The sequence below is a fragment of the Streptomyces aureocirculatus genome, from assembly GCF_000720475.1.
In the GTDB taxonomy this organism is placed as follows: Bacteria; Actinomycetota; Actinomycetes; order Streptomycetales; family Streptomycetaceae; genus Streptomyces; species Streptomyces aureocirculatus.
The window spans coordinates 212,690-235,392 of record NZ_JOAP01000020.1; the positions used below are offsets into that span (position 1 = coordinate 212,690).

General features: G+C 71.0%; 22 protein-coding genes. 17 read left to right on the forward strand and 5 right to left on the reverse strand.

Features of this window, described 5'->3' with window-relative positions; genetic code table 11:
- Positions 1-70 precede the first annotated feature (70 nt).
- From IG78_RS0120025 to IG78_RS0120060, 8 genes are all read left to right on the forward strand, one after another.
- The gene (locus tag IG78_RS0120025; RefSeq protein ID WP_037685755.1) at positions 71-703 is read left to right on the forward strand and encodes an MBL fold metallo-hydrolase; all 633 of its coding nucleotides are present in this window, start codon (positions 71-73) and stop codon (positions 701-703) included.
- 57 nt (positions 704-760) lie between these two features.
- Positions 761-1,540: an exodeoxyribonuclease III gene (locus tag IG78_RS0120030; RefSeq protein ID WP_030565121.1), complete on the forward strand. Its 780-nt coding sequence runs from the start codon at positions 761-763 to the stop codon at positions 1,538-1,540.
- Between the two features lie 213 nt (positions 1,541-1,753).
- The gene (locus IG78_RS0120035; protein ID WP_030565123.1) at positions 1,754-2,197 is read left to right on the forward strand and encodes a DUF3093 domain-containing protein; all 444 of its coding nucleotides are present in this window, start codon (positions 1,754-1,756) and stop codon (positions 2,195-2,197) included.
- A 97-nt stretch (positions 2,198-2,294) separates the two neighbouring features.
- Entirely contained in the window at positions 2,295-2,735 is a 441-nt protein-coding gene (locus IG78_RS0120040; RefSeq protein WP_030565125.1) for a DUF6278 family protein, read from the forward strand.
- Positions 2,736-2,914: 179 nt separating this feature from the next.
- Complete coding sequence (locus IG78_RS0120045) at positions 2,915-3,658, forward strand: amino acid ABC transporter ATP-binding protein (protein WP_030565127.1); 744 nt, start codon at positions 2,915-2,917, stop codon at positions 3,656-3,658.
- Positions 3,659-3,669: 11 nt separating this feature from the next.
- Entirely contained in the window at positions 3,670-4,578 is a 909-nt protein-coding gene (locus tag IG78_RS0120050) for a glutamate ABC transporter substrate-binding protein (protein ID WP_030565129.1), read from the forward strand.
- A gap of 9 nt (positions 4,579-4,587) precedes the next feature.
- Positions 4,588-5,232 (forward strand): amino acid ABC transporter permease, encoded by a 645-nt coding sequence (locus IG78_RS0120055; RefSeq protein ID WP_030565131.1) that lies wholly within the window; start codon positions 4,588-4,590, stop codon positions 5,230-5,232.
- A complete protein-coding gene (locus IG78_RS0120060; protein WP_030565133.1) occupies positions 5,229-6,143 on the forward strand; it encodes an amino acid ABC transporter permease in 915 nt (304 codons plus the stop codon). Before IG78_RS0120055 ends, IG78_RS0120060 begins: the two co-directional genes overlap by 4 nt.
- A 49-nt stretch (positions 6,144-6,192) precedes the next feature.
- On the opposite strand, the gene IG78_RS0120065 is transcribed toward IG78_RS0120060, so the two are convergent.
- The 3 genes from IG78_RS0120065 to IG78_RS0120075 form a co-directional block, all read right to left on the reverse strand.
- Complete coding sequence (locus IG78_RS0120065) at positions 6,193-7,776, reverse strand: CocE/NonD family hydrolase (RefSeq protein ID WP_030565135.1); 1,584 nt, start codon at positions 7,774-7,776, stop codon at positions 6,193-6,195.
- Between the two features lie 135 nt (positions 7,777-7,911).
- Positions 7,912-9,114, reverse strand: a complete 1,203-nt coding sequence (locus IG78_RS0120070; protein WP_051852785.1) for a L,D-transpeptidase — start codon at positions 9,112-9,114, stop codon at positions 7,912-7,914.
- Between the two features lie 139 nt (positions 9,115-9,253).
- Positions 9,254-10,012: a hypothetical protein gene (locus IG78_RS0120075; protein ID WP_030565139.1), complete on the reverse strand. Its 759-nt coding sequence runs from the start codon at positions 10,010-10,012 to the stop codon at positions 9,254-9,256.
- 104 nt (positions 10,013-10,116) lie between these two features.
- On the opposite strand from IG78_RS0120075, the gene ggt reads away from it, so the two are divergent.
- The 3 genes from ggt (at position 10,117) to IG78_RS0120090 (ending at position 13,047) form a co-directional block, all read left to right on the forward strand.
- On the forward strand, positions 10,117-11,961 hold the full coding sequence (gene ggt / locus IG78_RS0120080) for a gamma-glutamyltransferase (protein ID WP_030565141.1): 1,845 nt from the start codon (positions 10,117-10,119) through the stop codon (positions 11,959-11,961).
- Positions 11,962-12,144: 183 nt separating this feature from the next.
- Positions 12,145-12,696: a helix-turn-helix domain-containing protein gene (locus tag IG78_RS0120085; RefSeq protein ID WP_030565143.1), complete on the forward strand. Its 552-nt coding sequence runs from the start codon at positions 12,145-12,147 to the stop codon at positions 12,694-12,696.
- Between the two features lie 93 nt (positions 12,697-12,789).
- Positions 12,790-13,047 carry a helix-turn-helix domain-containing protein gene (locus tag IG78_RS0120090; protein ID WP_030565145.1) on the forward strand — a complete coding sequence of 86 codons (258 nt, stop codon included), beginning with the start codon at positions 12,790-12,792 and terminating at the stop codon, positions 13,045-13,047.
- 41 nt (positions 13,048-13,088) lie between these two features.
- On the opposite strand, the gene IG78_RS0120095 is transcribed toward IG78_RS0120090, so the two are convergent.
- Positions 13,089-14,312, reverse strand: coding sequence for a Cmx/CmrA family chloramphenicol efflux MFS transporter (locus IG78_RS0120095; protein ID WP_030565147.1), 1,224 nt, complete (start codon positions 14,310-14,312; stop codon positions 13,089-13,091).
- Between the two features lie 479 nt (positions 14,313-14,791).
- Between IG78_RS0120095 and IG78_RS0120100 the strand changes: the two genes are divergently transcribed.
- The 6 genes from IG78_RS0120100 to IG78_RS51420 all read left to right on the forward strand — a co-directional run bounded on the left by IG78_RS0120100 (position 14,792) and on the right by IG78_RS51420 (position 22,352).
- Entirely contained in the window at positions 14,792-16,690 is a 1,899-nt protein-coding gene (locus IG78_RS0120100; protein WP_030565149.1) for a hypothetical protein, read from the forward strand.
- A 184-nt stretch (positions 16,691-16,874) separates the two neighbouring features.
- On the forward strand, positions 16,875-17,717 hold the full coding sequence (locus IG78_RS0120105; protein ID WP_030565151.1) for a nitrilase-related carbon-nitrogen hydrolase: 843 nt from the start codon (positions 16,875-16,877) through the stop codon (positions 17,715-17,717).
- Positions 17,714-18,994 (forward strand): aspartate aminotransferase family protein, encoded by a 1,281-nt coding sequence (locus IG78_RS0120110; RefSeq protein ID WP_030565153.1) that lies wholly within the window; start codon positions 17,714-17,716, stop codon positions 18,992-18,994. The genes IG78_RS0120105 and IG78_RS0120110 overlap by 4 nt, the downstream gene beginning before the upstream one ends.
- Before the next feature lie 45 nt (positions 18,995-19,039).
- Positions 19,040-20,443, forward strand: coding sequence for a dihydropyrimidinase (gene hydA / locus IG78_RS0120115; RefSeq protein WP_030565155.1), 1,404 nt, complete (start codon positions 19,040-19,042; stop codon positions 20,441-20,443).
- An 81-nt stretch (positions 20,444-20,524) separates the two neighbouring features.
- A complete protein-coding gene (locus IG78_RS0120120; protein WP_030565156.1) occupies positions 20,525-21,523 on the forward strand; it encodes a TIGR03842 family LLM class F420-dependent oxidoreductase in 999 nt (332 codons plus the stop codon).
- A gap of 76 nt (positions 21,524-21,599) precedes the next feature.
- The gene (locus IG78_RS51420; RefSeq protein WP_051852787.1) at positions 21,600-22,352 is read left to right on the forward strand and encodes a DUF4232 domain-containing protein; all 753 of its coding nucleotides are present in this window, start codon (positions 21,600-21,602) and stop codon (positions 22,350-22,352) included.
- Positions 22,353-22,401: 49 nt separating this feature from the next.
- Here the strand turns inward: IG78_RS51420 and IG78_RS0120130 are convergent.
- Positions 22,402-22,703, reverse strand: a 302-nt coding sequence (locus tag IG78_RS0120130; protein WP_030565158.1) for a phosphopantetheine-binding protein, incomplete at its 5' end; no start/stop codon positions are given.

Sequence of the window (22,703 nt, forward strand, 5' to 3'; positions counted from 1 at the left end):
CCCCGCCGTGCCCTCGGGGCCGCACCCGGCGGCCCCGAGGAGCAGGATGGGAGGCATGACGACGTCTCGTATCGAACTCACGAAGAAGTCCCACGCCTGTGTCCGCCTGGAGAAGGACGGCCGGAGCCTCGTCATCGACCCCGGCGGCTTCAGCGAACAGGACGCTGCGGTGGGCGCCGCAGCGATCCTCGTCACGCACGAGCACCCCGACCACTTCGACGAGGGCCAGTTGCGCGCCGCCCTCGAAGCCGATCCGGCCGCCGAGATCTGGACCCTCGCCTCCGTCGCCGCCCAGATCTCCGCCGCCTTCCCCGGCCGCGTGCACACCGTCGGCCACGGCGACACGTTCACGGCCGCCGGATTCGACGTCCAGGTCCACGGCGAACTGCACGCCGTGATCCACCCCGACCTGCCGCGCGTCACCAACGTCGGCTATCTCCTGGACGGCACCGTCTTCCACCCCGGCGACGCCTTCACGGTGCCCGAGCACTCGGTGGAGACGCTCCTCGTTCCCGTCATGGCGCCCTGGAACAAGATCGCCGAGGTGATCGACTACGTCCGCGAGGTCAAGCCGCGGCGCGCCTACGACATCCACGACGCCCTCCTCACAGACCTGGCACGCCCCATCTACGACGCTCACGTGGGCCGTCTCGGCGGAGCCGACCACGTGCGGCTCACACCGGGGGAGTCCGCCGGGCTCTGAGGGGCGGGGCGGGCGGTGGTCCGGGGACTGTCAGTGGTGCCGGGTAGGTTGGGGACCATGCGGATTGCCACCTGGAACGTGAACTCGATCACCGCCCGTCTGCCCCGGCTCCTGGCCTGGCTGGAGAAGACCGGCACGGACGTGCTGTGCGTCCAGGAGACCAAGTGCACCCTGGAGCAGTTCCCCACCGAGGCCCTGCGCGAGCTCGGCTACGAGTCGGCGGTGAACGCCACCGGCCGGTGGAACGGCGTGGCGGTGATCTCCCGCGTCGGCCTCGACGACGTGACGCCCGGCCTGGCCGACGGCCCCGGCTACGACGGCGCGCAGGAGCCCCGCGCCATCGCCGCGACCTGCGGCCCGGCCCGCGTCTGGTCGGTGTACGTGCCGAACGGACGCGAGGTCGACCACGCGCACTACGCCTACAAGCTCGCCTGGTTCGAGGCCCTGAAGGCCGCCGTCGCCGACGACGCCGCGGGCCCCCGCCCCTTCGCCGTCCTCGGCGACTACAACGTCGCGCCGACGGACGACGACGTCTGGGACCCCTCCCTCTTCGAGGGCGCCACCCATGTCACCCCCGCCGAGCGCGCCGCCCTCGCCTCCCTCCGCGAGACCGGCCTCCACGACGTCGTCCCCCGCCCCCTGAAGTACGACCGCCCCTTCACGTACTGGGACTACCGCGAGCTCGGCTTCCCCAAGAACAAGGGCATGCGCATTGACCTCGTCTATGGGAACGAGGCGTTCTCCAAGGCTGTGTCCGACGCGTATGTGGACCGCGAGGAGCGGAAGGGGAAGGGGGCTTCCGATCACGCGCCCGTGGTGGTGGACCTGGACGTCTGACCCTTCCCCCACCCCGCCCCTTCCCGAACTGGGGCTCCGCCCCAGACCCCGCTCCTCAATCGCCGGAGCGGACTCAACGTACGGGGCGGTGCGTGCTGAAACTGAAGAGCCGTCAGTCAGCCGTCGGTGAACGCGGCGTGGCCCAGGGCCCAGGGCCACGCCGCTCCACGGGCCCCGCGTCGGCCACCCGCACACCAGTGCCAGGATGGCGTCATGCATCTTTACGATGAGCGCCTGACTGTCCCGGCCGCGTGGTGGTTCCTCGTCGTGCTCGCGGGCTGTCTCCTCGGCGGTCTGCTGCTGCCCTTCGGGCCCGTCGCCGCCGCGGCCGGGGTGGTCCTCGTCGGTGCGGTCTTCGGCCCGCTGGTCCACCGCTACGGCTCGGCCCGCATCGTCGTGACGCCAGGGACGCTCGTCGTGGGCGGCCGGGCCATCCCGATCGACGACCTCGGGACCACGGAGATCCTCGACGCGGGCGAGGCCTTCGAGTGGCGTACGTACAAGGCGAACGCGTACGCGCTGCTCCTGCTGCGGGCCTATGTGCCCACCGCGCTGCGCGTGGAACTGCGGGGCCCGCACCACACGGCCCCCTATCTCTACCTCTCCACCCGCCGCCCCATGAACCTGGCCACGATTTTGGCCTTCACCCGTCACTGAACTGCCGCGAGATACATTCCTTGATACGCGGATCCGCCGTCCGGCCGGCCCCGGTGCTCCCGGGAGCCGCCGGGCACCCCACGGAGAGGCACCGGTCATGAACATTCCGTTCCTGGACAAGTGGCGCAAGCGGCGCCCGAGCGAGCCGGGCGTGCAGCTCACGACGGCCTTCGAGGACAATCCAGGTGGGGTGGCCGACCTCCTTTCCGAGTGTGAGCTGCTGCGCTCGCAGGCGGCCGCCGCCGGTCTGGAACTGGATGACTCGCCGGGTTCGCTGGCGGCCCTCGACCAACTGCCGCCGCACTGGCGCGACGACGCGGAGTCGCTCCCGTGGTTCGGCAACGACGCGGGCCTGTATCTGGGCACGGTGCTCGTGCGGACCGTGCCGGGCGCGGTCTGGCACGTGCTGCCCGGCGGTACCCCGGTGGTGCGCCTCGCCTCGGGCCGGGAGATCCAGGTGGTCGCGGCGGGCCTCGATTGGGCGGTGCAGGGAACGCCCGAGTTGTCGCAGATCTACGCGGAGGCGTCGGAGACGTAGCCGACGCCGAGACATAGCCGACGCCGAGACGTAGCCGACGCCGAGGCATCGGAGACGCAGCCGCGAGGCGACGAAGCCTCAAATACGGTTAATGCCCCTAAGTGCGTGTCGTCCCATAAGTCCCGTTTTCGCGTGGATAGTTTGCGCTGACCGACACAGCAGAATGGGCAGGTCCGGGCATGACCGTCGATCCGTTGATCGAGCTGCGTGACGTGAACAAGTACTACGGGGAGCTCCATGTCCTCCAGGACATCGATCTCACCGTCGGCAAGGGAGAGGTGGTCGTGGTCATCGGCCCCTCGGGGTCGGGAAAGTCGACGCTCTGCCGGACCATCAACCGCCTGGAGACCATCCAGTCGGGACAGATCCGGCTCGACGGACAGCCACTGCCCGAGGAGGGCAAGGCGCTCGCCCGGCTCCGTGCCGAAGTGGGCATGGTCTTCCAGTCGTTCAATCTCTTCGCGCACAAGACCGTGCTGCAGAACGTCTCCATGGGACAGGTCAAGGTCAGGGGCCGCAAGAAGGACGAGGCGGACGGGCGCTCCCGCGAGCTCCTGGAGCGCGTCGGCCTCTCCGCGCAAGCGGCGAAGTACCCCGCGCAGCTCTCCGGCGGCCAGCAGCAGCGCGTGGCCATCGCCCGCGCGCTCGCCATGGACCCCAAGGTCATGCTCTTCGACGAGCCGACGTCGGCCCTCGACCCGGAGATGATCAACGAGGTCCTCGAAGTCATGCAGCAGCTCGCGCGCGAGGGCATGACGATGGTCGTCGTCACCCACGAGATGGGCTTCGCCCGTTCGGCGGCCAACCGCGTCGTCTTCATGGCCGACGGCCGCGTCGTCGAGGACCGGGCCCCCGAGGACTTCTTCACCCGGCCCGAGAGCGAACGCGCCAGGGACTTCCTCTCCAAGATCCTCAAGCACTGACGGGGGCCGGCATGCTCCGTACGACACGTCTGTTCACCGCGCTCGTCCTCACCGCCCTCGCCACGGCCGCCTGCGGCAAGGAGGGCAGCCCTCCGACCAAGGGCCCCGCCGCCGGGAAGCTGCCCACGTACCGGGTGGCGAAGGACTTCCGCCTGCCGCAGTCCGGCACCTGGCGCAAGGCCGAGAGCCGGGGCCGGTTCGTGGTCGGCGCCAAGGAGGACCAGCCCTACCTCGGCGAGAAGGACCCGGCGAGCGGCCGCTACTCCGGCTTCGACATCGAGATCGCCAAGATGATCTCGGCCTCCCTCGGTCTCGACCCGGACCGGATCTCGTTCAGGACGATCGCCTCCGCCAACCGCGAGACCGCGTTGCAGAACGGACAGATCGACTTCTACGTCGGCACCTACACCATCAACGACAACCGCAAGAAGCTCGTCGGCTTCGGCGGCCCCTACTACATGGCGGGGCAGGGCCTGCTCGTGCGGCACGACGAGGACGACATCAAGGGACCGCGGGACCTCGCGGGCAAGAAGGTGTGCTCCGCCGCGGGCTCCACGCCCTACCAGCGCATCCAGCAGGACTACCCGAAGGCGACGCTCGTCGCGTACGACACGTACTCCGTGTGTGTGGACAATCTGCTGACCTATCAGGTCGACGCCGTCACCACCGACGACGCGATCCTCATCGGGTACGCGGCCAAGGTGCCCGACGAGCTGAAGCTGGTCGGCAAGCCCTTCTCCGAGGAGCCGTACGGCATCGGCGTACCCCGGGGCGACAACGCGCTCAGGCTCGCCGTCGACGACGCGCTCGCCGCCCGCGAGAAGAACGGCGACTGGAAGAAGGCCTACGACGCGACCCTCGGCCTCTCCGGCGTCCCGGCACCGAAACCGCCGCCCATCGACCGCTACCCGGCGAGCTGAGGAGGCGTCATGGACGTACTGACCGACAACTTCTCCACCTTCGGCGAGGGCTTCGTCGGCACCCTCGAACTGACCGTGTACGCCGCACTGCTCGCGCTCGCCCTCGGCTTCCTCATGGCCTCCTTCCGGGTGGCGCCCGTCGGCTCCTTCCGGCTGTTCGGCGCCGTGTGGGTGGCGATCCTGCGGAACACCCCGCTGACGCTGCTCTTCTTCGCCGTGCTGCTTGGCCTGCCGCGGTTCGGTCTCGTGCTGCCCTTCAAGGTGTTCGCGGTGCTCGCGCTCGGCTGCTACACCTCGGCGTTCATCTGCGAGGCGCTGCGCTCGGGCATCAACACGGTGCCCAGGGGGCAGGGGGAGGCCGCCCGCAGCCTCGGCATGACCTTCGGTCAGACGCTGTCCGGCGTGGTCCTGCCGCAGGCCTTCAGGTCGGTGATCGCACCGGTCGGCTCCACGCTCATCGCGCTCGCCAAGAACTCCGCCATCGCGGGCGCCTTCAGCGTCACCGAGCTGCTCGGCACGTACAAGACGCTCAACGAACTCGGCTACAGCATCATCTGGACCTTCGTCTGGATCGCCCTCGGCTACCTCATCATCACGCTGGCCATCAGCGCCGTCTTCAACATCCTCGAAAAGCGCTGGGGAGTCGCCCGATGACCGCCACCGCCACCGCATCCGCTCCCGCCCCCACTCCCGAGGCCACCGCCCTCTACGACATCCCCGGCCCCAGAACCCGCCGCAGGCACCTGCTCTACGGCGTCCTCTCGACCGTGCTCATCGTCGCTCTCGCCTGCTGGGCCGTGTACCTGCTGTTCGACACGGACCAGTTCACCCGCACCAAGTGGGCGCCCTTCGAGTACCAGGGCATCCAGGAGCTGCTCCTGAGCGGGCTCGGCAACACCCTGAAGGCGTTCGCGATCTCCGCGGTGCTCGCGCTCGCCCTGGGCGGGCTCCTGGCCACCGGACGCCTCTCGGAGCACCGGCCGGTCCGCTGGGTGGCCACCGTCGCCGTGGAGTTCTTCCGCGCGATGCCCGTGCTCGTGATGATCTTCTTCGTCTTCGTGGCGCTGAAGGTCCAGCCGCTGCCGGCCCTTGTCGCCGGGCTCACGCTCTACAACGGTTCCGTGCTCGCCGAGGTGTTCCGCTCCGGCATCAACTCGGTGGAGCGCGGGCAGAGGGAGGCCGCCTACGCGCTGGGCATGAGAAAGACGCAGGTCATGTCGTACGTCCTGGTGCCGCAGGCGGTGCGGGCCATGTTGCCCGCCATCATCAGCCAGTTGGTCGTGGCCCTGAAGGACACCTCGCTCGGCTATCTGATCACCTATGAGGAGTTCCTCCACGCCGGGAAGCTCATCGCGTCGAATCTCGACTACGATTTGCCTTTCATCCCCGTGGTCATGGTGATCTCACCGATCTACATCGGGATGTGCATGCTGCTTTCGTGGTTCGCCCACCGGGTGTCCAAGCGTCAGCAGCGCAGTCCCAAGACAGAGGCCGTGGATGTCGCCCCGGCCGAACCAGGGACGCTGCTGCCGGGCGGGGGTCCTCCCAGGGCCCCAGGCCCCTGACGGGAGCAGCAGCGGGGAAGGGCCAGGCCCGCCCGGCAGCAGCCGGAGATCACTGCTCGCGCAGGGGGATCGACACGTACGACGGGTCGGTCTTCGGTGAGGAGAAGGTCAGCTGCGCGCCGGACGGGTTGTGCTCGGCGTAGAGCGGGTCGACCGTGTCGACGACCAGGGCGAGCCGGTGCCCCGCCGGGACGTCGTAGGCCGTGGAGAACAGCTCCAGGTCGACGGCGAACGGCTGGCCGGGAGTCTTGCCGTGGAAGGTGTACGGCGCGTTGCTGACCAGCTTGCCGAGGCCGAGCGGGCCCACGTCGTAGAGGTGGGCGACGAGGGTTCCGCTCTCCTTGGTGCTGGTGAGCGTGGTGTGCAGCTTCGCCGTGCCCCGCACCCGCTCCGCCCGCGCGGCCCGCTCCGACTGCCACACGGCCGCGTAGCGGCGCGGCAGCAGCGGGATCGACGCCACCGGCGGCAGCTTCAGGAACTGGTCGAGGGCGTTGGAGAGCAGCACGGTGCCGCCGTTGGCGCCGGAGTCGACGTTCGTATGCACGGTCGTGCCGCCCGCGAGGTCGATCTTCCTGCTGGTCGCGCCGACCGACTTCCAGTCCGGGTAGCCCTCGTAGCCGCCCGTGGAGCGCGACTTGAGCTGGACCGGCTGCTCCTGGTCGATGCCGTTGCGCTCGCCCTTGAGGTAGCGGTCGAACCAGCGCCGCGTGTTCGTCCAGGTGTCGTTGGGCAGGCCGAGCAGTCCGGTCGCCTCCGACGTGGCGTGGTCGCCGGGGCGGAACTCCAGGCGCTTGGGTCCCGTCAGCTTCTCGTAGAAGCTCGCGTACTGGTTGGGCGGGAAGATGGTGTCGCCCCAGGCGTTGGCGAGCAGGATCGCGGCGCCGTTCTTGTTGAGGCGGTCCAGATAGGTCGCGGGGGAGCGCTTGGCGCCCCACGCGAGCATCTCGGGTTCCTTGTCGAGTCGGGAGCCGAGGAAGTCCTTCAGGATCGTTCGGAGCTCGGCGCTCGGGCGGCCGGTGAGCTGCCCGGCGCCGCCGAGCAGCGCGCCCGCCTGGACGTGCTGGGTGCGGCCGCTGTAGATGGAGTCGACGAGGTCGCCCCAGCCGCTGAGGGCGCCCACCGCCTTGACGCGCTTGTCGTGCGCGGCGGCCAGGAGGCTGATGCCCGCGCCGTAGCTGACGCCCGCCATGCCGACCCTGCCGGGGTCCGCGGGGGTGTTCTCCAAAGCCCAGTCGATGACCTTGGAGGCGTCGGCGATGTCCTCGGGGCCGCCGACCTCGATCTCGCCGCCGGACTGCCAGAAGCCGCGGGAGTTGTAGCTGACCACGACATAGCCGGTCGCCGCGAGCTTCTTGGCCTGCGCGAGGTATTCGATCTGCGGCACGGCCCAACTGGTGGGCAGCACGATGACCGGGTATCTCGCGCCGCTCCCGGCGCCCGCGGGGGTGACGACGTTGGCTGCCAGCTTCGTGCCGCCGTCCCCGGCGATGTCCACGAAGCGGACCCCGCCTGCGGTGGCGGCAGCGGGCGCCGCCTGTGCGGTGGGGGTGAGGCCGAACGCGGCGCCGGCGACAAGTGTCGCCGACGCCGCGGTCACGGCAGTCGTACGCAGACCTCTGCGCTCTGTTCCCACGGGTCACTCCTCACTCGTGCCAGTGCAAAGTGACCCGACGGTAACCGCGCGGGCTTACCTCCGGTAACCCGTCAGTAAGTTACGTACCGGTAACGATAGTTGAGTGCTTGAGTTTCCCGCCGTGGGTCCGCGGCCTCAGCGCACCGCGCTCTTGCCCTGCCAGTCCGCCCACGACAGGTTCCACTCGCCGTAGCCGTTGCCCGGGTCCGGGACGCCCTTGGAGCCGGAGCCGGAGACCTCGAACGGGTCGCCGACCTGGACCTGGCCGTACATCCAGGAGGCGTTGGAGGTGCTCATACCGACGCAGCCGGAGCTGTGGTTGGTGTTACCGAAGAAGGCGGCGTTCCAGGGCGCCGCGTGGGCGTACATGCCCGACCAGGTCAGCCGCATCGAGTAGTCGACCATCTTGTCGTAGCTGTCGCCGAGGCCGACGGTCTCGGAGCGCATGTTGATCGTGCCCTCCTTGGACATCAGGACCGACGTGCCGCCCCAGGAGGCCTTCTCGCCGCCCGGCGTGCCCGCGGACATCGGCACCGTCCTGACCGTCCTGCCGTCCCGCGTCAGCGTCGCCGTCTTGCTGTCCAGGTCGACCTTGACGACCTGGTTGCGGCCGACGGTGACCGCGGTGTCGTAGTCGCGTACGAACCAGCCGCCCCCATCGCCCGAGTCGATGCCGTTCAGCTCGGCGTCGAGGCGCACCTTCGTGCCGGACTTCCAGTACTCCTTGGGGCGCCAGTCCACGCGGTCCTTGCCGTCGTAGTTCTTGATCCAGCCCCAGGAGCCCGTGGTGTTGTTCGACGTGCTGACCTTGAGGTGCTTCTCCACCTCGGCCTTGTTCGTGACCGGGTGGTCGAAGACGATCGAGAGCGGCTGGCCGACGCCGACGGTCTTGAGATTGCTGCCCGGCGTGATGGTGACCTTGTTGACCTGCTCGGGCGCGGCCGTCCTGAAGGACCGCTTCGCCTCGCCGCCCTTGTCGGTGACGGCCCGCACGCTGTAGCTCGTGCCCGGGGCCGCCTTGCGCGCGGAGGTCCAGGTGCGGCCGTCGGCGGCCACCTTGCCGGCCAGCTTCGTGCCCTCGGCGTCGGCGACCGTGACGTCCTTCAGGCGCGCGTCCTCGGTGGCGAGCCGCACGGTGACAGGGACGCCCGCCTTGGCCTTCTCGCCGGTGAGGTTCACGGAGACCTTCGGCTTCTCGGCGGCCTTGGAGTCACCGCCGGAATCGCCGTCGGAGCAGGCGGACAGGGTCGCCGCAAGGACCGCGACGCCCGCTACGGCGGCGTGGCGGGGGCGTAGGGAGCGGTGGCTCGACGAGCTCAGGGACCTGCGGGACCTCAAGGAAACGTACCTCCGTGCGAATGTTCACTGCCTGCCCGGAGAGAGAGTGCGGACGGTCCGTTCGGGTTGCCCGGCGCCCGGAAATTGCCGACTACGTCACATTAGCGGCATTGGCGGTATACGTGACGTTGGTGTGTGGTCACTTGGCGCGGTGCGAGGTGCGCTGCTGCGGCGGTGCCGGGATCGGCTCCTGGGCGGTACGGGTCACGTCGTCGACGAGCTCGACCACGTCGGGACCGTACGCCTGCGAGTTCACCACCTTCAGGAGCAGCACGAAGGAGCCGCTGCCGTGCTTGCGGGCGAGGCGCTCGTGGTGACGTGCCAGATAGCGGGTCGCCGCCTGATTGGCGATCGCGCGCTGGCCGCAGAAGAGGAAGACGGGACGGGTGTCCGGCGTCTGCCCGGCGGTCAGGCGCGCCAGGATGACGTACTCGCTGCTGCCTCCGTCCATGCGGTAGCGCTCGCTGCCGATCTGGAAGGCGCCCCGGTCGGGGCCGGGCTCCGGGTCGGCGTTCACGCGCACCCCGGGAAGCAGCGTGTGCATGTGCGCGGCCATGCGGCGGTGGATCGCCGGATTGCCGACGCAGAACTCAGTGCGCTCGCCGATGCCCTGCTGGACCGCGTCGTGGGCGATCAGATGGGAGTGCGCGCCGCACTCCTTGATCAGCGGGGCCAGCTCCAGGAGCGAGAAGACGTCGTGCCGCGAAACCGTGAGCTCCGGATTGCTCCCTTCGCGATTGACGACGAGCAGGGACTCGGCGTTGTCCGGCAGGCCGAAGAAGGCCTGCTTGCGCCGGAGTCTGCGCTTCCACAGATACGTACGGAAGTACCAGCCGAGCGCGGCACCGAGGACGGCGGCGAGCAGGCAGGCGGCGAGAAGGCGCACCTCTTCAGTCATGGGGGCGCATGCTAGCGGCCATTCGGAGCCACGTTCGATGTGCCCGTGGCGGGGCAGAGTGCACGAAGTTACCCTGCGCAGACGGCTGTTGACTGGAGGTACGAATGCGTCATGGTGTCGTACGCAATCTCACGCTATGGGCGGTCGGAGGGGCATTGATGACGGTCGGTGCGGCCGCGCCCCCTTCGCCTTCGCGCACAGCGCAATCGGGCACCAACCCCGAGCAGGCCATGACGAGGGCGACGAGCCCGGAGAAGACGCCGGTGGCCACGGGCCACGGCGGGGCGGTGGCGAGCGTCGACCCGGACGCCTCCGCCGCCGGCATCGAGGTCCTGAGGAAGGGCGGCAACGCCGTGGACGCGGCGGTCGCCACGGCGGCCGCACTCGGGGTGACCGAGCCGTACTCGGCGGGGGTCGGCGGTGGCGGGTACTTCGTGTACTACGACGCCGAGTCCCGCAGAGTGCGCACCCTCGACGGCCGCGAGACCGCGCCGCGCACCGCGGACTCCAAGCTGTTCCTGGAGGACGGCAGGCCCATCCCGTTCGCGCAAGCGGTGACGAGCGGCCTGGGCGTCGGCACCCCCGGCACGCCCGCCACCTGGCAGGAGGCGCTCGACTCCTGGGGGAGCAAGCGCCTCGGCACGCTCCTGAAACCCGCCGAACGGCTCGCGAGGAAGGGCTTCAAGGTCGATGAGACGTTCCGCGACCAGACGAAGTCCAACCGCGCGCGGTTCGCGGACTTCCCCGCCACCGCCCGCCTCTTCCTGCCCGGCGGGAAGCTGCCCGTGGTCGGCTCGACGTTCAAGAACCCCGACCTCGCCCGCACGTACGAGGAGCTGGGGGACGAGGGCGTCGACGCGCTCTACCACGGCCCACTCGGGCGCGACGTGGTCCGCACCGTGAACAAGCCGCCCGTGGACCCGGACTCCGGGCGCACCGCCCGCCCCGGCGACCTCTCCATGAAGGACCTGCGCGACTACCGGGTCGAGCGCCGCACCCCCACGAGGACGTCCTATCGCGGGCTCGGCGTCTACTCCATGGCGCCGTCGTCGTCCGGCGGCACCACCGTCGGTGAGGCGCTGAACATCCTGGAGCGCACCGACCTCTCCAAGGCGTCGAAGGCCCGCTATCTGCACCGCTTCATCGAGGCGAGCCGGATCGCGTTCGCCGACCGCGGGCGCTGGGTGGGCGACCCCGCCTTCGAGAACGTGCCGAGGAAGGGGCTCCTCTCGCAGCGGTTCGCGGACGCGCGCGAATGCCTGATCAAGGACGACAAGGTGCTCAAGAGCCCGCTCGCGCCCGGCGACCCGCGCCGCCCCGCGCCGTGCGCCGACGGCGGCAGGGCGGCCCCGACCACGTACGAGGGGGAGAACACCACACATCTGACGGTGGCCGACAAGTGGGGCAACGTCGTCGCGTACACCCTCACCATCGAGCAGACGGGCGGCAGCGGCATCACCGTCCCGGGGCGTGGCTTCCTGCTCAACAACGAACTGACCGACTTCTCCTTCGCGCCGGCCAACCCGGCCGTGCACGACCCGAACCTGCCGGGCCCGGGGAAGCGGCCTCGTTCGTCGCTCGCGCCGACCATCGTGCTCGACAAGAACGACCGGCCGGTCGTCGCGCTCGGCTCGCCCGGTGGCGCGACCATCATCACCACCGTGCTACAGACCCTGACCGGCTACCTGGACCGGGACCTGTCACTGGTCGACGCGATCGCGGAGCCGCGCGCGAGCCAGCGCAACGCCGCCCGGACGGAGCTCGAACCGGGCCTGTGGGACAGCGGTGAGCAGCGCCGTCTGGAGGCAATCGGCCACTCCTTCAAGCAGAACCCGGAGATCGGGGCTGCGACTGGTGTGGAGCGGCTGCCGGGAGGCAAGTGGCGAGCCGCGGCCGAGAAGGAACGCAGGGGCGGCGGATCGGCGATGGTGGTGCGGCCGCAGCCGTAGCTACCCGCGACGGAAGAGGAGGTCCGCGCCGTCCCGATGTGGGGCGGCGCGGGTCTTCCGGGGCGGGGGACGACGCCCCGGCGGCGGCCCGTCCCGACGGCCGTGAGGACGGTTTCACCGGCGCTGGAAGACTGGCTCGGACACGCTCCGTGAGAGCGGTGTCACTTGTGAGATCGTATACTCATGGACTCGCTCGAACTGCTCCTGCATCCCCTGCGGTTGCGCATCATGCACGCCATGTCCGGCGGCCGGAGGCTGACCACCTCGCAGTTGTGCGCGTTGCTGCCCGACGCGTCGAAGGCCACTCTCTACCGCCATGTGAGCCTGCTTGCCGACCACGGTCTGCTGGAGGTCGAGGAGGAGCGGCGGGTGCGCGGCGCCGTCGAGCGACGTTTCCGCATGAGCGAGGCACCGATCGAGGAGGGTACGGCCGCCGCGGCCGCCGTGCCGCCCGAGGGGCACCGGCAGCTTTTCGCCGTGATCATGGCCACCCTGATCGCCGAGTTCAACGCCTACCTCGACCGGCCGGGCGCGCACCCGGCCGAGGACGCGGTGGGCTACCGCCAGCGCACCATATGGCTGAGCCCCGAGGAAGTCGCGGACCTGACCCGCGAGATGACCGACGTGGTCGCGCGGCGGATCGCCAACGAGCCCTCACCGGAGCGCAACCGTTACCTGCTGAGCACGATCTTCTTCCCCGCCGAGGACTCGGAGAAGTCCAAGGCGCGGGGCTAGATCGGGACGGGCCTCCCGCGGGGCCCGCGGGTGAGCTCGACCACGCCAATTACTATACCGGTATTTGAATGGGTGTTGGGGTAGCATGGGCTCATGGTGCGCACCCCCCTTACCCCCCAAGAGCATGAACGCGGCGAGCGGCTCGGCCGGCTGCTGCGGGCCGCGCGCGGCGAGCGCAGCATGGTGGAGGTCGCCGCGACCGCCGGAATCTCGGCGGAGACGCTGCGGAAGATCGAGACGGGCCGGGCACCCACCCCCGCCTTCTTCACCGTCGCCGCGCTAGCGGGCGCCCTCGGCCTCTCGATGGACGAGGTGGCCCAGCAGTGCACGCCGGTTCCGGTTCCCGTGTGACGCCTTCCCGGATGACGGCGTGCGGCTGCCGGGCCTGACCCTCAGGCGGCCGGGGAGGCCTCCTTCCTGCCCTCGGCGCGGCCGCGTCGGCCCCCGGCCACCCACGCCGTGCCCGCCGTGACCAGCGCCAGCGTCACCAGGAGGGCGCCGACCCACAGCGGCGAGCGGTAGCCGAGGCCCCCGGTGATCGCCCGGCCGCCCGCCCACGGCCCGAGGGCCGCGCCGAGGTTCAAGGCGGCGGTGGCGAAACCGCCCGCGAGCGTCGGTGCCCGCGCGGCCGCGTACATCGCCTGGGAGATCAGGGTGGAGCCGACGGCGAACGACAGCGCGCCCTGGACGAAGACGCACACGACCACAGCCACCGGGTTCCCCGCCATGAGGGCGAACACCACCCACCCGGCGAGCAGCGCGACCGTGCCGCCCACAAGCAACGGCACCGGACGGCTGTCGGCGAGGCGCCCGCCGAGCGCCACCCCGACCGAGGAGCCGAGCCCGAACAGGGCGAGGAGCACGGGGACCCACGCGTCACCGATGCCGGTGACATGCGTCGCCAGCGGTTCCAGGTAGGTGAAGACGCAGAAGGTCGCGCCGTTGACGAGGGCCCCGAGCAGCAGGGTGACCAGGAGCCGGGGCGTACGCAGGGCCCGCAGTTCCGTACGGGCCCGCAGGTGCGCGGGGGCGGGGGCGGGGCCTTTTGCCGGTACGGCTCCGGCGGCGGGGGTGTCCGCCGGTAGGGCGCGGGCGACGGCGACGAGTGCGGGCAGCGTGATCAGCGCCACCGCCCAGAACGCGGCGCGCCAGCCCCACAGTTGGCCGAGCAGCGCACCGCCAGGGACGCCCGCGACGCAGGCGAGGGTGGTGCCGCCGAGCAGGACCGAGGTGGCCCGGCCCTTGGCGTCCGGCGGTACCAGGGCGGTCGCCGTGGTGAGCGCGACGGCCAGGAATCCGGCGTTGGCGAGGGCGCCGGCGACGCGGGTGGCGAGCAGCACCCCGAAGCTGGTCGTCAGGGCGCCCACCACATGGGCGAGCAGGAACGCGGCCAGAAAGCCGAGGAGCGCGCGGCGGCGCTGCCGGCGCAGGCCAAGGGCCGCGAGCAGGGGCGCCCCGACGATCATTCCGATGGCGAAGGCCGAGGTCAGTGCCCCGGCGGCCGGGACCGACACCGCCATGTCGGCGGCGATGTCCGACACCAGGCCGGACAGCATGAACTCGGACGTGCCCTGGGCGAACACGGCGAGAGCGAGCAGATACAGGACGAATGGCACAGCGAGACTCCGCAACCACATCGTGGATCGACTCACCCGCGGACGGCACCTGGCAGCACCGGGCAGCACCGGGCAGCACCGGGCAGCACCGGGCGGCGCTGGGCAGCACGGAGCGGCACCGGGCGGCGCGGGTCGTACGGCGGTGGCCGCGCGCGGGTGAGGAAAGGAAGGAAAGGGAGAAGAAGAGGGCAGTCCGTGACTACGGCACTGTGGCGATCCGGTGGCGCGGGGGTCGACGCGGGCGGGTGCGGACAGCACGGCAGCCCCGCGGCGGCATCAGGTGGCGGCCACCGGCACGCCGGTGGCTAGCGTCTGCTCGCCTCAGGACTGGACATGTGCGCAGACTAGCCACGCTTCTCGGCGCACGTCCAAGTAATTAACAGAGCCTTTGGAAAACCGCGTGCGGCCGTCCCGTAACGCGTCTGGTGTTATCTTCCGGACCGGCAGACTTCCAGTCTCCCAGGGGGCGGTGCCTGACGATGGCAGTGGGACAACTCCCGGACCAGGTCCGTGAGTTCGCGAAGTACCTGAATCAGCTCCTGGCGCGGCTCGATCAGGACGACGGGTGGTGCGGGGTGTTCTGGTCCCGTGACCCGGACGGTATGCGGGCCTGCCTGGAGGGCGCCGAGGTGCCGCCCTGGGACGTGGTGCAGGCGCTGCTGCACGACCTCGCGGCCGCCATCGGCGTGGGCGCGGTGCAGCAGGAGACCGTGCGGGCGCGCACGCTGCACGCGGCGTCCGTCGCCGCGTACGACCGCGGGCCCGGCGGCAGGGAGCTCCTGAGCGACCGGCTCGACCTGATGCTCCAGGAGCAGCGGTTCGCCCAGGAGCGCCAGCAGGAACTCGCTCGCGCCCTTGCCGTCGCCGCCACGGACGACGAGGTGGAACGCATCCACCTGGACCTGGCGTGGGTACGCGACGACCATGAGCGTGCCGTCGCCCGCTGCGCCGAACTCCAGGCCCGCATGGAGCGGCTCGACCGGGTGCGGGCGCCCCAGTGGGTGGAGTTCGGGCAGCCCGGGCCCGAGGCCGGGAGCGGCCCGGGCGGCTCGGGCGGCCCGGCCCTGGCCCCGGCCGATGAGCACGCGGCCGCGGATGACTTGAACGACGCGTACGGGGCGTACGGGGCGTACGAGACGCACGGTGTGTACGGCGTGCGGGATTCGTACGGTGCATACGGTGCGGGGGGCGCCGACGGGCAGGGCGGCGAGCGGGGCCCCGAAGGCGCGTACGGCATGACGGACACACACGGCCCCGACGGCGCGTACGGTACGCCGGACGCCCACGGCCTCCACGGCGGGCACGACAGCCGCGCGTACGGCACGCACGACTCCCCGGGGGCCCAGGACGGGTACGACGCCGAGAGGCCCGTCTTCGATGCCCGTGGCGCTTCGGAGCGGCACGAGGCCACTACCGCCGTGACGCCCGCCGGAACGGCCACGGCCGGTTCCGGCTCCGACTCGTCCCCGGCCCCCACCCCGGGGCCCTCGCGAACCCCCCGCGTCCCGCGTCAACCCGGCTCCCGCCGCCGCCCTCGCGGCGACCGCGGTGACCGAGGCGCCCGAGGCGCCCGCTTCGCGGGACTCGTCGTCGCGGCGGACGACGAGGCCGGAACGGTCGTGCCCGCGCCGGAGGGCGAGCAGACGGGCCCCGCCCGCACGCCAAGAGGCGTGCGCTACGCGCGGCCCGACGGTACGGCCGCCGACGATCCCCGGCGCCCGGCGCCGGGCGACCGGCCCGCCGTCACCGACGAAGGCGTCACGGACGAAGGCGGCACGGACGGAGGCGGCACGGACGGAGGCGGCACCCACGGAGGCACCACCCACGAAGGCGCCACCGGCGAACGCGCCACCGACGAACGCGTCACCGCCGACGCAGTCGAGGCGCTGATCCGGCTGCGTGGCGAGGGGCGCAGCGGGGAGGCGCACGGGGTGCTTGTGGAGGCGGCGGGGTGGCCCGCGGCGCGGCTGCCGCTGTTCGCCGAGGAACTGCACCACGCGGGACTCGGCGCCGACTGGTCGACCCTGCTGTGGGAGGCCGCCTCGCTGCCGCCCGACCAGCTCGTCGCCGTCGCCGACGCGCTCGCGGGGGCGGGCCGCGCCGAGGACTGCCGCAAGCTGCTGCGCCAGGGCGTGGCCAGACCCGCCCCGGAGATCGCCGAGTCCCTGATCGCGCTCGGCGACGCGGGCCGGGTCCGCGAGGCCAGGGCGCTGCTCGACGCGTACGTACGCGTGCGCACCGCCGAGGACGTCGCGGCCTGCGCCCACACCGACCCGCCCCGGCTCATCCCGCTGCTCCTGGCGAGCGCCAAGGGGACGTCGGACGAACACCATTGGGACCTGGTGCACGCCCTGCGTGTCGCGGGGTACACCACCTGACGGGAAGGCTCCCGGAACGCCCCCGGGGGCCCGTTCCTCACCCGCCCGGGTGCGAAACATGATCGACTGTGCCGTGATGTGACGATGGTCTTGGCAAGGCCGTCGATGGGGCTTACGTTCGTCTGTCTACGCACGAAGTCTACGGGCGTAGAGGCTCTCTGACGTCCCGTCGAAGGAGCAGCTCATGGTCAACGTCGTACGCGCCGCACTGGTCCAGGCGACCTGGACCGGCGACACCGAATCCATGATCGCCAAGCATGAGGAGCACGCCCGCGAAGCCGCTCGGCAGGGCGCGAAGGTCATCGGCTTCCAAGAGGTCTTCAACGCTCCCTACTTCTGCCAGGTCCAGGAGAACGAGCACTACCGCTGGGCGGAGCCGGTGCCGGACGGGCCCACCGTACGCCGGATGCGGGACCTCGCCCGGGAGACCGGCATGGTGATCGTCGTGCCCGTCTTCGAGGTCGAGCAGTCCGGCTTCTACTACAACACCGCGGCCGTCATCGACGCCGACGGCAGATGTCTGGGGAAGTACCGCAAGCATCACATCCCCCAAGTCAAGGGATTCTGGGAGAAGTTCTACTTCCGCCCCGGCAACGTGGGCTGGCCCGTCTTCGACACCGCCGTCGGCCGCGTCGGCGTCTACATCTGCTACGACCGGCACTTCCCCGAGGGCTGGCGCCAGCTCGGCCTGAACGGCGCCCAGCTCGTCTACAACCCCTCCGCGACCTCGCGCGGCCTCTCCGCCCACCTGTGGAAGCTGGAGCAGCCCGCGGCGGCCGTCGCCAACGAGTACTTCGTGGCGGCGATCAACCGCGTCGGCCAGGAGGAGTACGGCGACAACGACTTCTACGGCACGAGTTACTTCGTGGACCCGCGCGGGCAGTTCGTCGGCGAACCGGCGAGCGACAAGGCGGAGGAACTCGTCGTGCGCGATCTCGACTTCGGCCTGGTCGACGAGGTCCGCGAACAGTGGGCGTTCTACCGGGACCGCCGCCCGGACGCGTACGAAGGGCTGGTCACACCGTGAAGGACCTGCACAGCCGACACCGGGCCGTCCTGCCGGACTGGCTCGCGCTGTACTACGACACGCCGCTCGAACTCACCCACGGCGAGGGCAGGCACGTCTGGGACGCCGAGGGCCGCCGCTATCTGGACTTCTTCGGCGGCATCCTCACCACCATGACGGCCCACGCACTGCCCGAGGTCACCAAGGCCGTGGCCGACCAGGCGGGGCGGATCATCCACAGCTCGACGCTCTATCTGAACCGCCCCATGGTCGATCTCGCCGAGCGCGTCGCCACGCTCTCCGGCATCCCGGACGCGCGCGTGTTCTTCACGACGTCGGGCACCGAGGCGAACGACACGGCCCTGCTGCTCGCGACCGCGCACCGCCGCTCCAACCAGATCCTGGCGATGCGCAACAGCTACCACGGCCGCTCCTTCACCGCGGTCGGCATCACCGGCAACCAGACCTGGTCACCCACGAGCCTGTCGCCGTTGCAGACGCTGTACGTCCACGGCGGCGTCCGCACCCGGGGGCCCTACGCCGCCTTGAGCGACGCCGAGTTCATCGAGGCGTGCGTCGCGGATCTGCGGGACATGCTCGGCCAGGCGCGGGGCGTCGCCGCGCTGATCGCCGAGCCGGTCCAGGGCGTCGGCGGCTTCACCTCGCCCCCCGACGGCCTGTACGCCGCGTTCCGTGACGTCCTCGCCGAGCACGGCGTCCTGTGGATCGCAGACGAGGTGCAGACCGGCTGGGGCCGCACCGGCGACCACTTCTGGGGCTGGCAGGCACACGGCGCGTCGGGCCCGCCGGACCTGCTCACGTTCGCCAAGGGCATCGGCAACGGCATGTCGATCGGCGGTGTCGTCGGCCGCGCGGAGATCATGAACAGCCTCGACGCCAACTCCATCTCCACGTTCGGCGGCTCACCGGTGACGATGGCCGCGGGGCTCGCCAACCTCACGTACCTCCTGGAGCACGATCTGCAGGGCAACGCCCGACGCGTCGGCGGCCTGCTCATCGAGCGGCTGCGAGCCGTCTGCGCGCAAGTGCCCTTCGTGCACGAGGTGCGCGGCCGCGGCCTGATGATCGGCATCGAACTCGTCAGGCCCGGCACGGACGAGGCGAACCCGCAGGCGGCCGCCGCCGTGCTCGAAGCGGCCCGCGAGGGCGGCCTGCTCATCGGCAAGGGCGGCGGGCACAGCACCAGTGTGCTGCGCATCGCACCGCCGCTCTCGCTGACGGTCACCGAAGCCGAGGAAGGCGCCGCGATCCTCGAACACGCCCTGCGGGACGCCTAGAGAGCATCCGCGTACGTACACGTATCACCTAGGGAGCGCATCACCATGAGTACCCGCACCCTGATCCGCGGCGGGCTCGTCGTCACCGCCGCCGAGGAACTGCACGCCGACGTGCTGATCGAGGACGGCAGGATCGCGGCGCTCGCCGCGCGCGGCACCGAGGCCGCGGCGGCCTGGACCGCGGACCGCGTCATCGACGCGAGCGAGAAGTACGTCGTCCCGGGCGGAGTCGACGCCCACACGCACATGGAGCTCCCGTTCGGCGGCACCTTCGCGTCGGACTCCTTCGAGACCGGCACGCGCGCCGCCGCCTGGGGCGGCACCACCACCATCGTCGACTTCGCCGTGCAGACCGTGGGCCGGTCCCTGCGCTCGGGTCTGGACGCCTGGCACGCCAAGGCCGACGGCAAGTGCGCGATCGACTACGCCTTCCACATGATCCTCTCCGACGTCAACGACCGGACGCTGAAGGAGATGGACCTGCTCGTGGAGGAGGGCATCACCTCCTTCAAGCTGTTCATGGCCTACCCGGGCGTCTTCTACAGCGACGACGGGCAGATCCTGCGGGCCATGCAGCGCTCCGCCGACAACGGCGGACTGATCATGATGCACGCCGAGAACGGCATCGCGATCGACGTCCTCGTGGAACAGGCCCTGCGGCGCGGCGAGACCGACCCCCGCCACCACGGCGAGGTCAGGAAGGTCCTCCTGGAGGCCGAGGCCACGCATCGCGCGATCCAGCTCGCCCGGGTCGCGGGCGCCCCGCTGTACGTCGTGCACGTCTCCGCCGAGGAGGCCGTCGCGGAGCTCGCGGCCGCGCGGGACAAGGGGCTGCCCGTCTTCGGCGAGACCTGCCCGCAGTATCTGTTCCTGTCCACCGACAACCTCGCCGAGCCGGACTTCGAGGGCGCCAAGTACGTGTGCTCGACACCGCTGCGGCCCCGCGAGCACCAGGCGGCGCTGTGGCGCGGCCTGCGCTCCAACGACCTCCAGGTCGTCTCCACCGACCACTGCCCGTTCTGCTTCACGGGCCAGAAGGAGCTGGGCCGCGGCGACTTCTCCAAGATCCCCAACGGTCTGCCCGGGGTCGAGAACCGCATGGACCTGCTGCACCAGGCCGTCGTCGACGGGCGCATCAGCCGCCGCCGCTGGATCGAGATCGCCTGCGCGACGCCGGCCCGCATGTTCGGCCTCTACCCGAAGAAGGGCACGATCGCGCCGGGCGCGGACGCCGACGTCGTCGTCTACGACCCCGCCGCGACCCAGGTGATCTCCGCCGAGACCCACCACATGAACGTCGACTACTCGGCGTACGAGGGCAGACAGGTCACCGGCCGCGTCGAGACCGTCCTCTCGCGCGGTGAACTCGTCGTCGAGGGGCGGGAGTTCACCGGGCGAGCCGGTCACGGCGTCTACACCCCGCGCGCCACCTGCCAGTACCTGGACTAGGGCGTGGCCGACCCATCGGACACGCCCTAGGCCTCGCACCTGGGTCAGGCCCTCACCGCCATCGAGCAAGGAGGTCCCCTCGTGGATTTCGGACTCGTCCTGCAGACCGACCCGCCCGCCTCCGAGGTGGTCGGCCTGATGCGGCGCGCGGAGCGCAGCGGCTTCCGCTACGGCTGGACCTTCGACTCGGCGGTCCTGTGGCAGGAACCGTTCGTGATCTACAGCCGGATCCTGGAGCACACCGACCACCTCACGGTCGGACCCATGGTGACCAACCCGGGCACCAGGACCTGGGAGGTCACCGCCTCCACCTTCGCCACGCTCAACGACATGTACGGCAACCGCACCGTGTGCGGCATCGGCCGCGGCGACTCCGCGATGCGTGTCGCGGGCCGCCGCCCGAACACCCTGGCGCGCCTCGGCGAGTGCATCGACGCAGTACGCGACCTCGCCGAGGGCCGGGAGGCCGACGTCGACGGGCAGCGCCTGCGCATCCCCTGGGTGCGGGACGGCAGGCTGCCGGTGTGGATGGCCGCGTACGGCCCGAAGGCCCTCGCGCTCGCCGGGCAGAAGGCCGACGGGTTCATCCTCCAGCTCGCGGACCCCTATCTGACGGAGTGGATGGTCAAGGCGGTGCGCGCTGCCGCCGCCGACGCGGGACGCGACCCGTCGGCCGTCACCGTCTGCGTGGCGGCGCCCGCCTACGTCGGCGCCGATCTGGACCACGCCCGCGAGCAGTGCCGGTGGTTCGGCGGGATGGTCGGCAACCACGTCGCCGACCTCGTCACCAAGTACGGTGAGCACTCCGCGATGGTCCCGGAGGCGCTCACCGCGTACATCAAGCAGCGTGCGGGCTACGACTACCGGCACCACGGGCGCGCAGGGAACCCCGACACCGCCTTCGTGCCCGACGAGATCGTGGACCGCTTCTGTCTGCTCGGGCCCGCCGCCGCGCACATCGACAAGCTGCGCACCCTCAAGGACCTCGGCGTGGACCAGTTCGCCCTGTACGCCATGCACGACGCGCGGGAGGCCGTCATCGACGCCTACGGCGCGGAGATCATCCCGGCGCTCACCTGACCGGAACGGCCGCCCGTTCAAGGCGTGCCGCCACGGACGCGAACGGGTGTGCGGGCGCGCATGGCATGATCCCGGCGTGACTCCTCTCGCGCCGCGCCACGCCGTCGCCCTCTGCGCCCTCGTCCTGCTCGCCGCCGGGTGCGGGTCGGGCGGGTCCGGCAGGGACGACGCCGGCGGCCCCGCGACGCGGGTGGCGGGCCAGGGCGGCCTGCCCCCGTCCGCCGGGCCGACGACCCCCTCCTTCGAGGTCACCCCGGACAAACTGGAACCGGACGACCTGGACTCCGGCGCGCCCCGGTACGGTGTCCCGTCGGCCGCTGCCGAGATCCCCGACCGACCGGCGGAGGCGTCCCGCGACTGCTCCGGCAGGTCCGGCCTTCTGGTCGAACCCGGCCCCGTCGACGCGGCCATGGGCCTGCGCGCGATGACGGTGACGGCGACACACTGCGGCACCGGCACCTACCGCCTCGACGGCTACCCGGACCTGCGGGCGCTCGACGGCGACCGCGAACCCCTCGACGTACGGCCCCTGAAGGGCACGGAACAGATCACCACCGGCGTGCCCGACCCCGGCCCGCACCCGGTGAGGCTCGGGCGCGGCGAGTCCGCGACGGTCGCCGTGGTGTGGCGCAACACCTACACCGACACCAGGAACCCCGCGGTCCTCGCCCCTCATCTGCGGGTCGTCGCCGCGCCGGGCGCTCCCGCGAGGACCATCACCCCGCACGGGGGCATCGACGTAGGGAGCACCGGGCGGATCGGTACGACGGCGTGGAAGAAGCTCACGCGCGACCGCTGGGCGGTGTCACGCGGGGGCAGTCCCGGGTGACGCCGAGGCGCCCGCCGGGGTGGTCCCGGTTGGGCCCATGGCGTTCCGGTCACTCCAAGGCGCTGCGGTCGACCCTGCGCAGCTTGGGGCGGCTGCTGGCGGACGCGTTCTTCACCGTGCGTGCCAGCTCGTCGATGTCGCCCGCTTCGAAGATCGCCCGGATGGTCACCGTGACGCCGAACGTCTTGCCGATCCTGCTGGCGAGACTGGTGGCGGTCAGGGATTCGCCGCCAAGGTCGAAGAAGTCATCGGTCATGCCGACCCGTTCGACCTTGAGCACCTGGGCGACCAGGTCGCAGAGCTGCTGCTCCTGCGGGGTGCTCGGCGGGACGTAGGCGCGGGCCGCCCCCT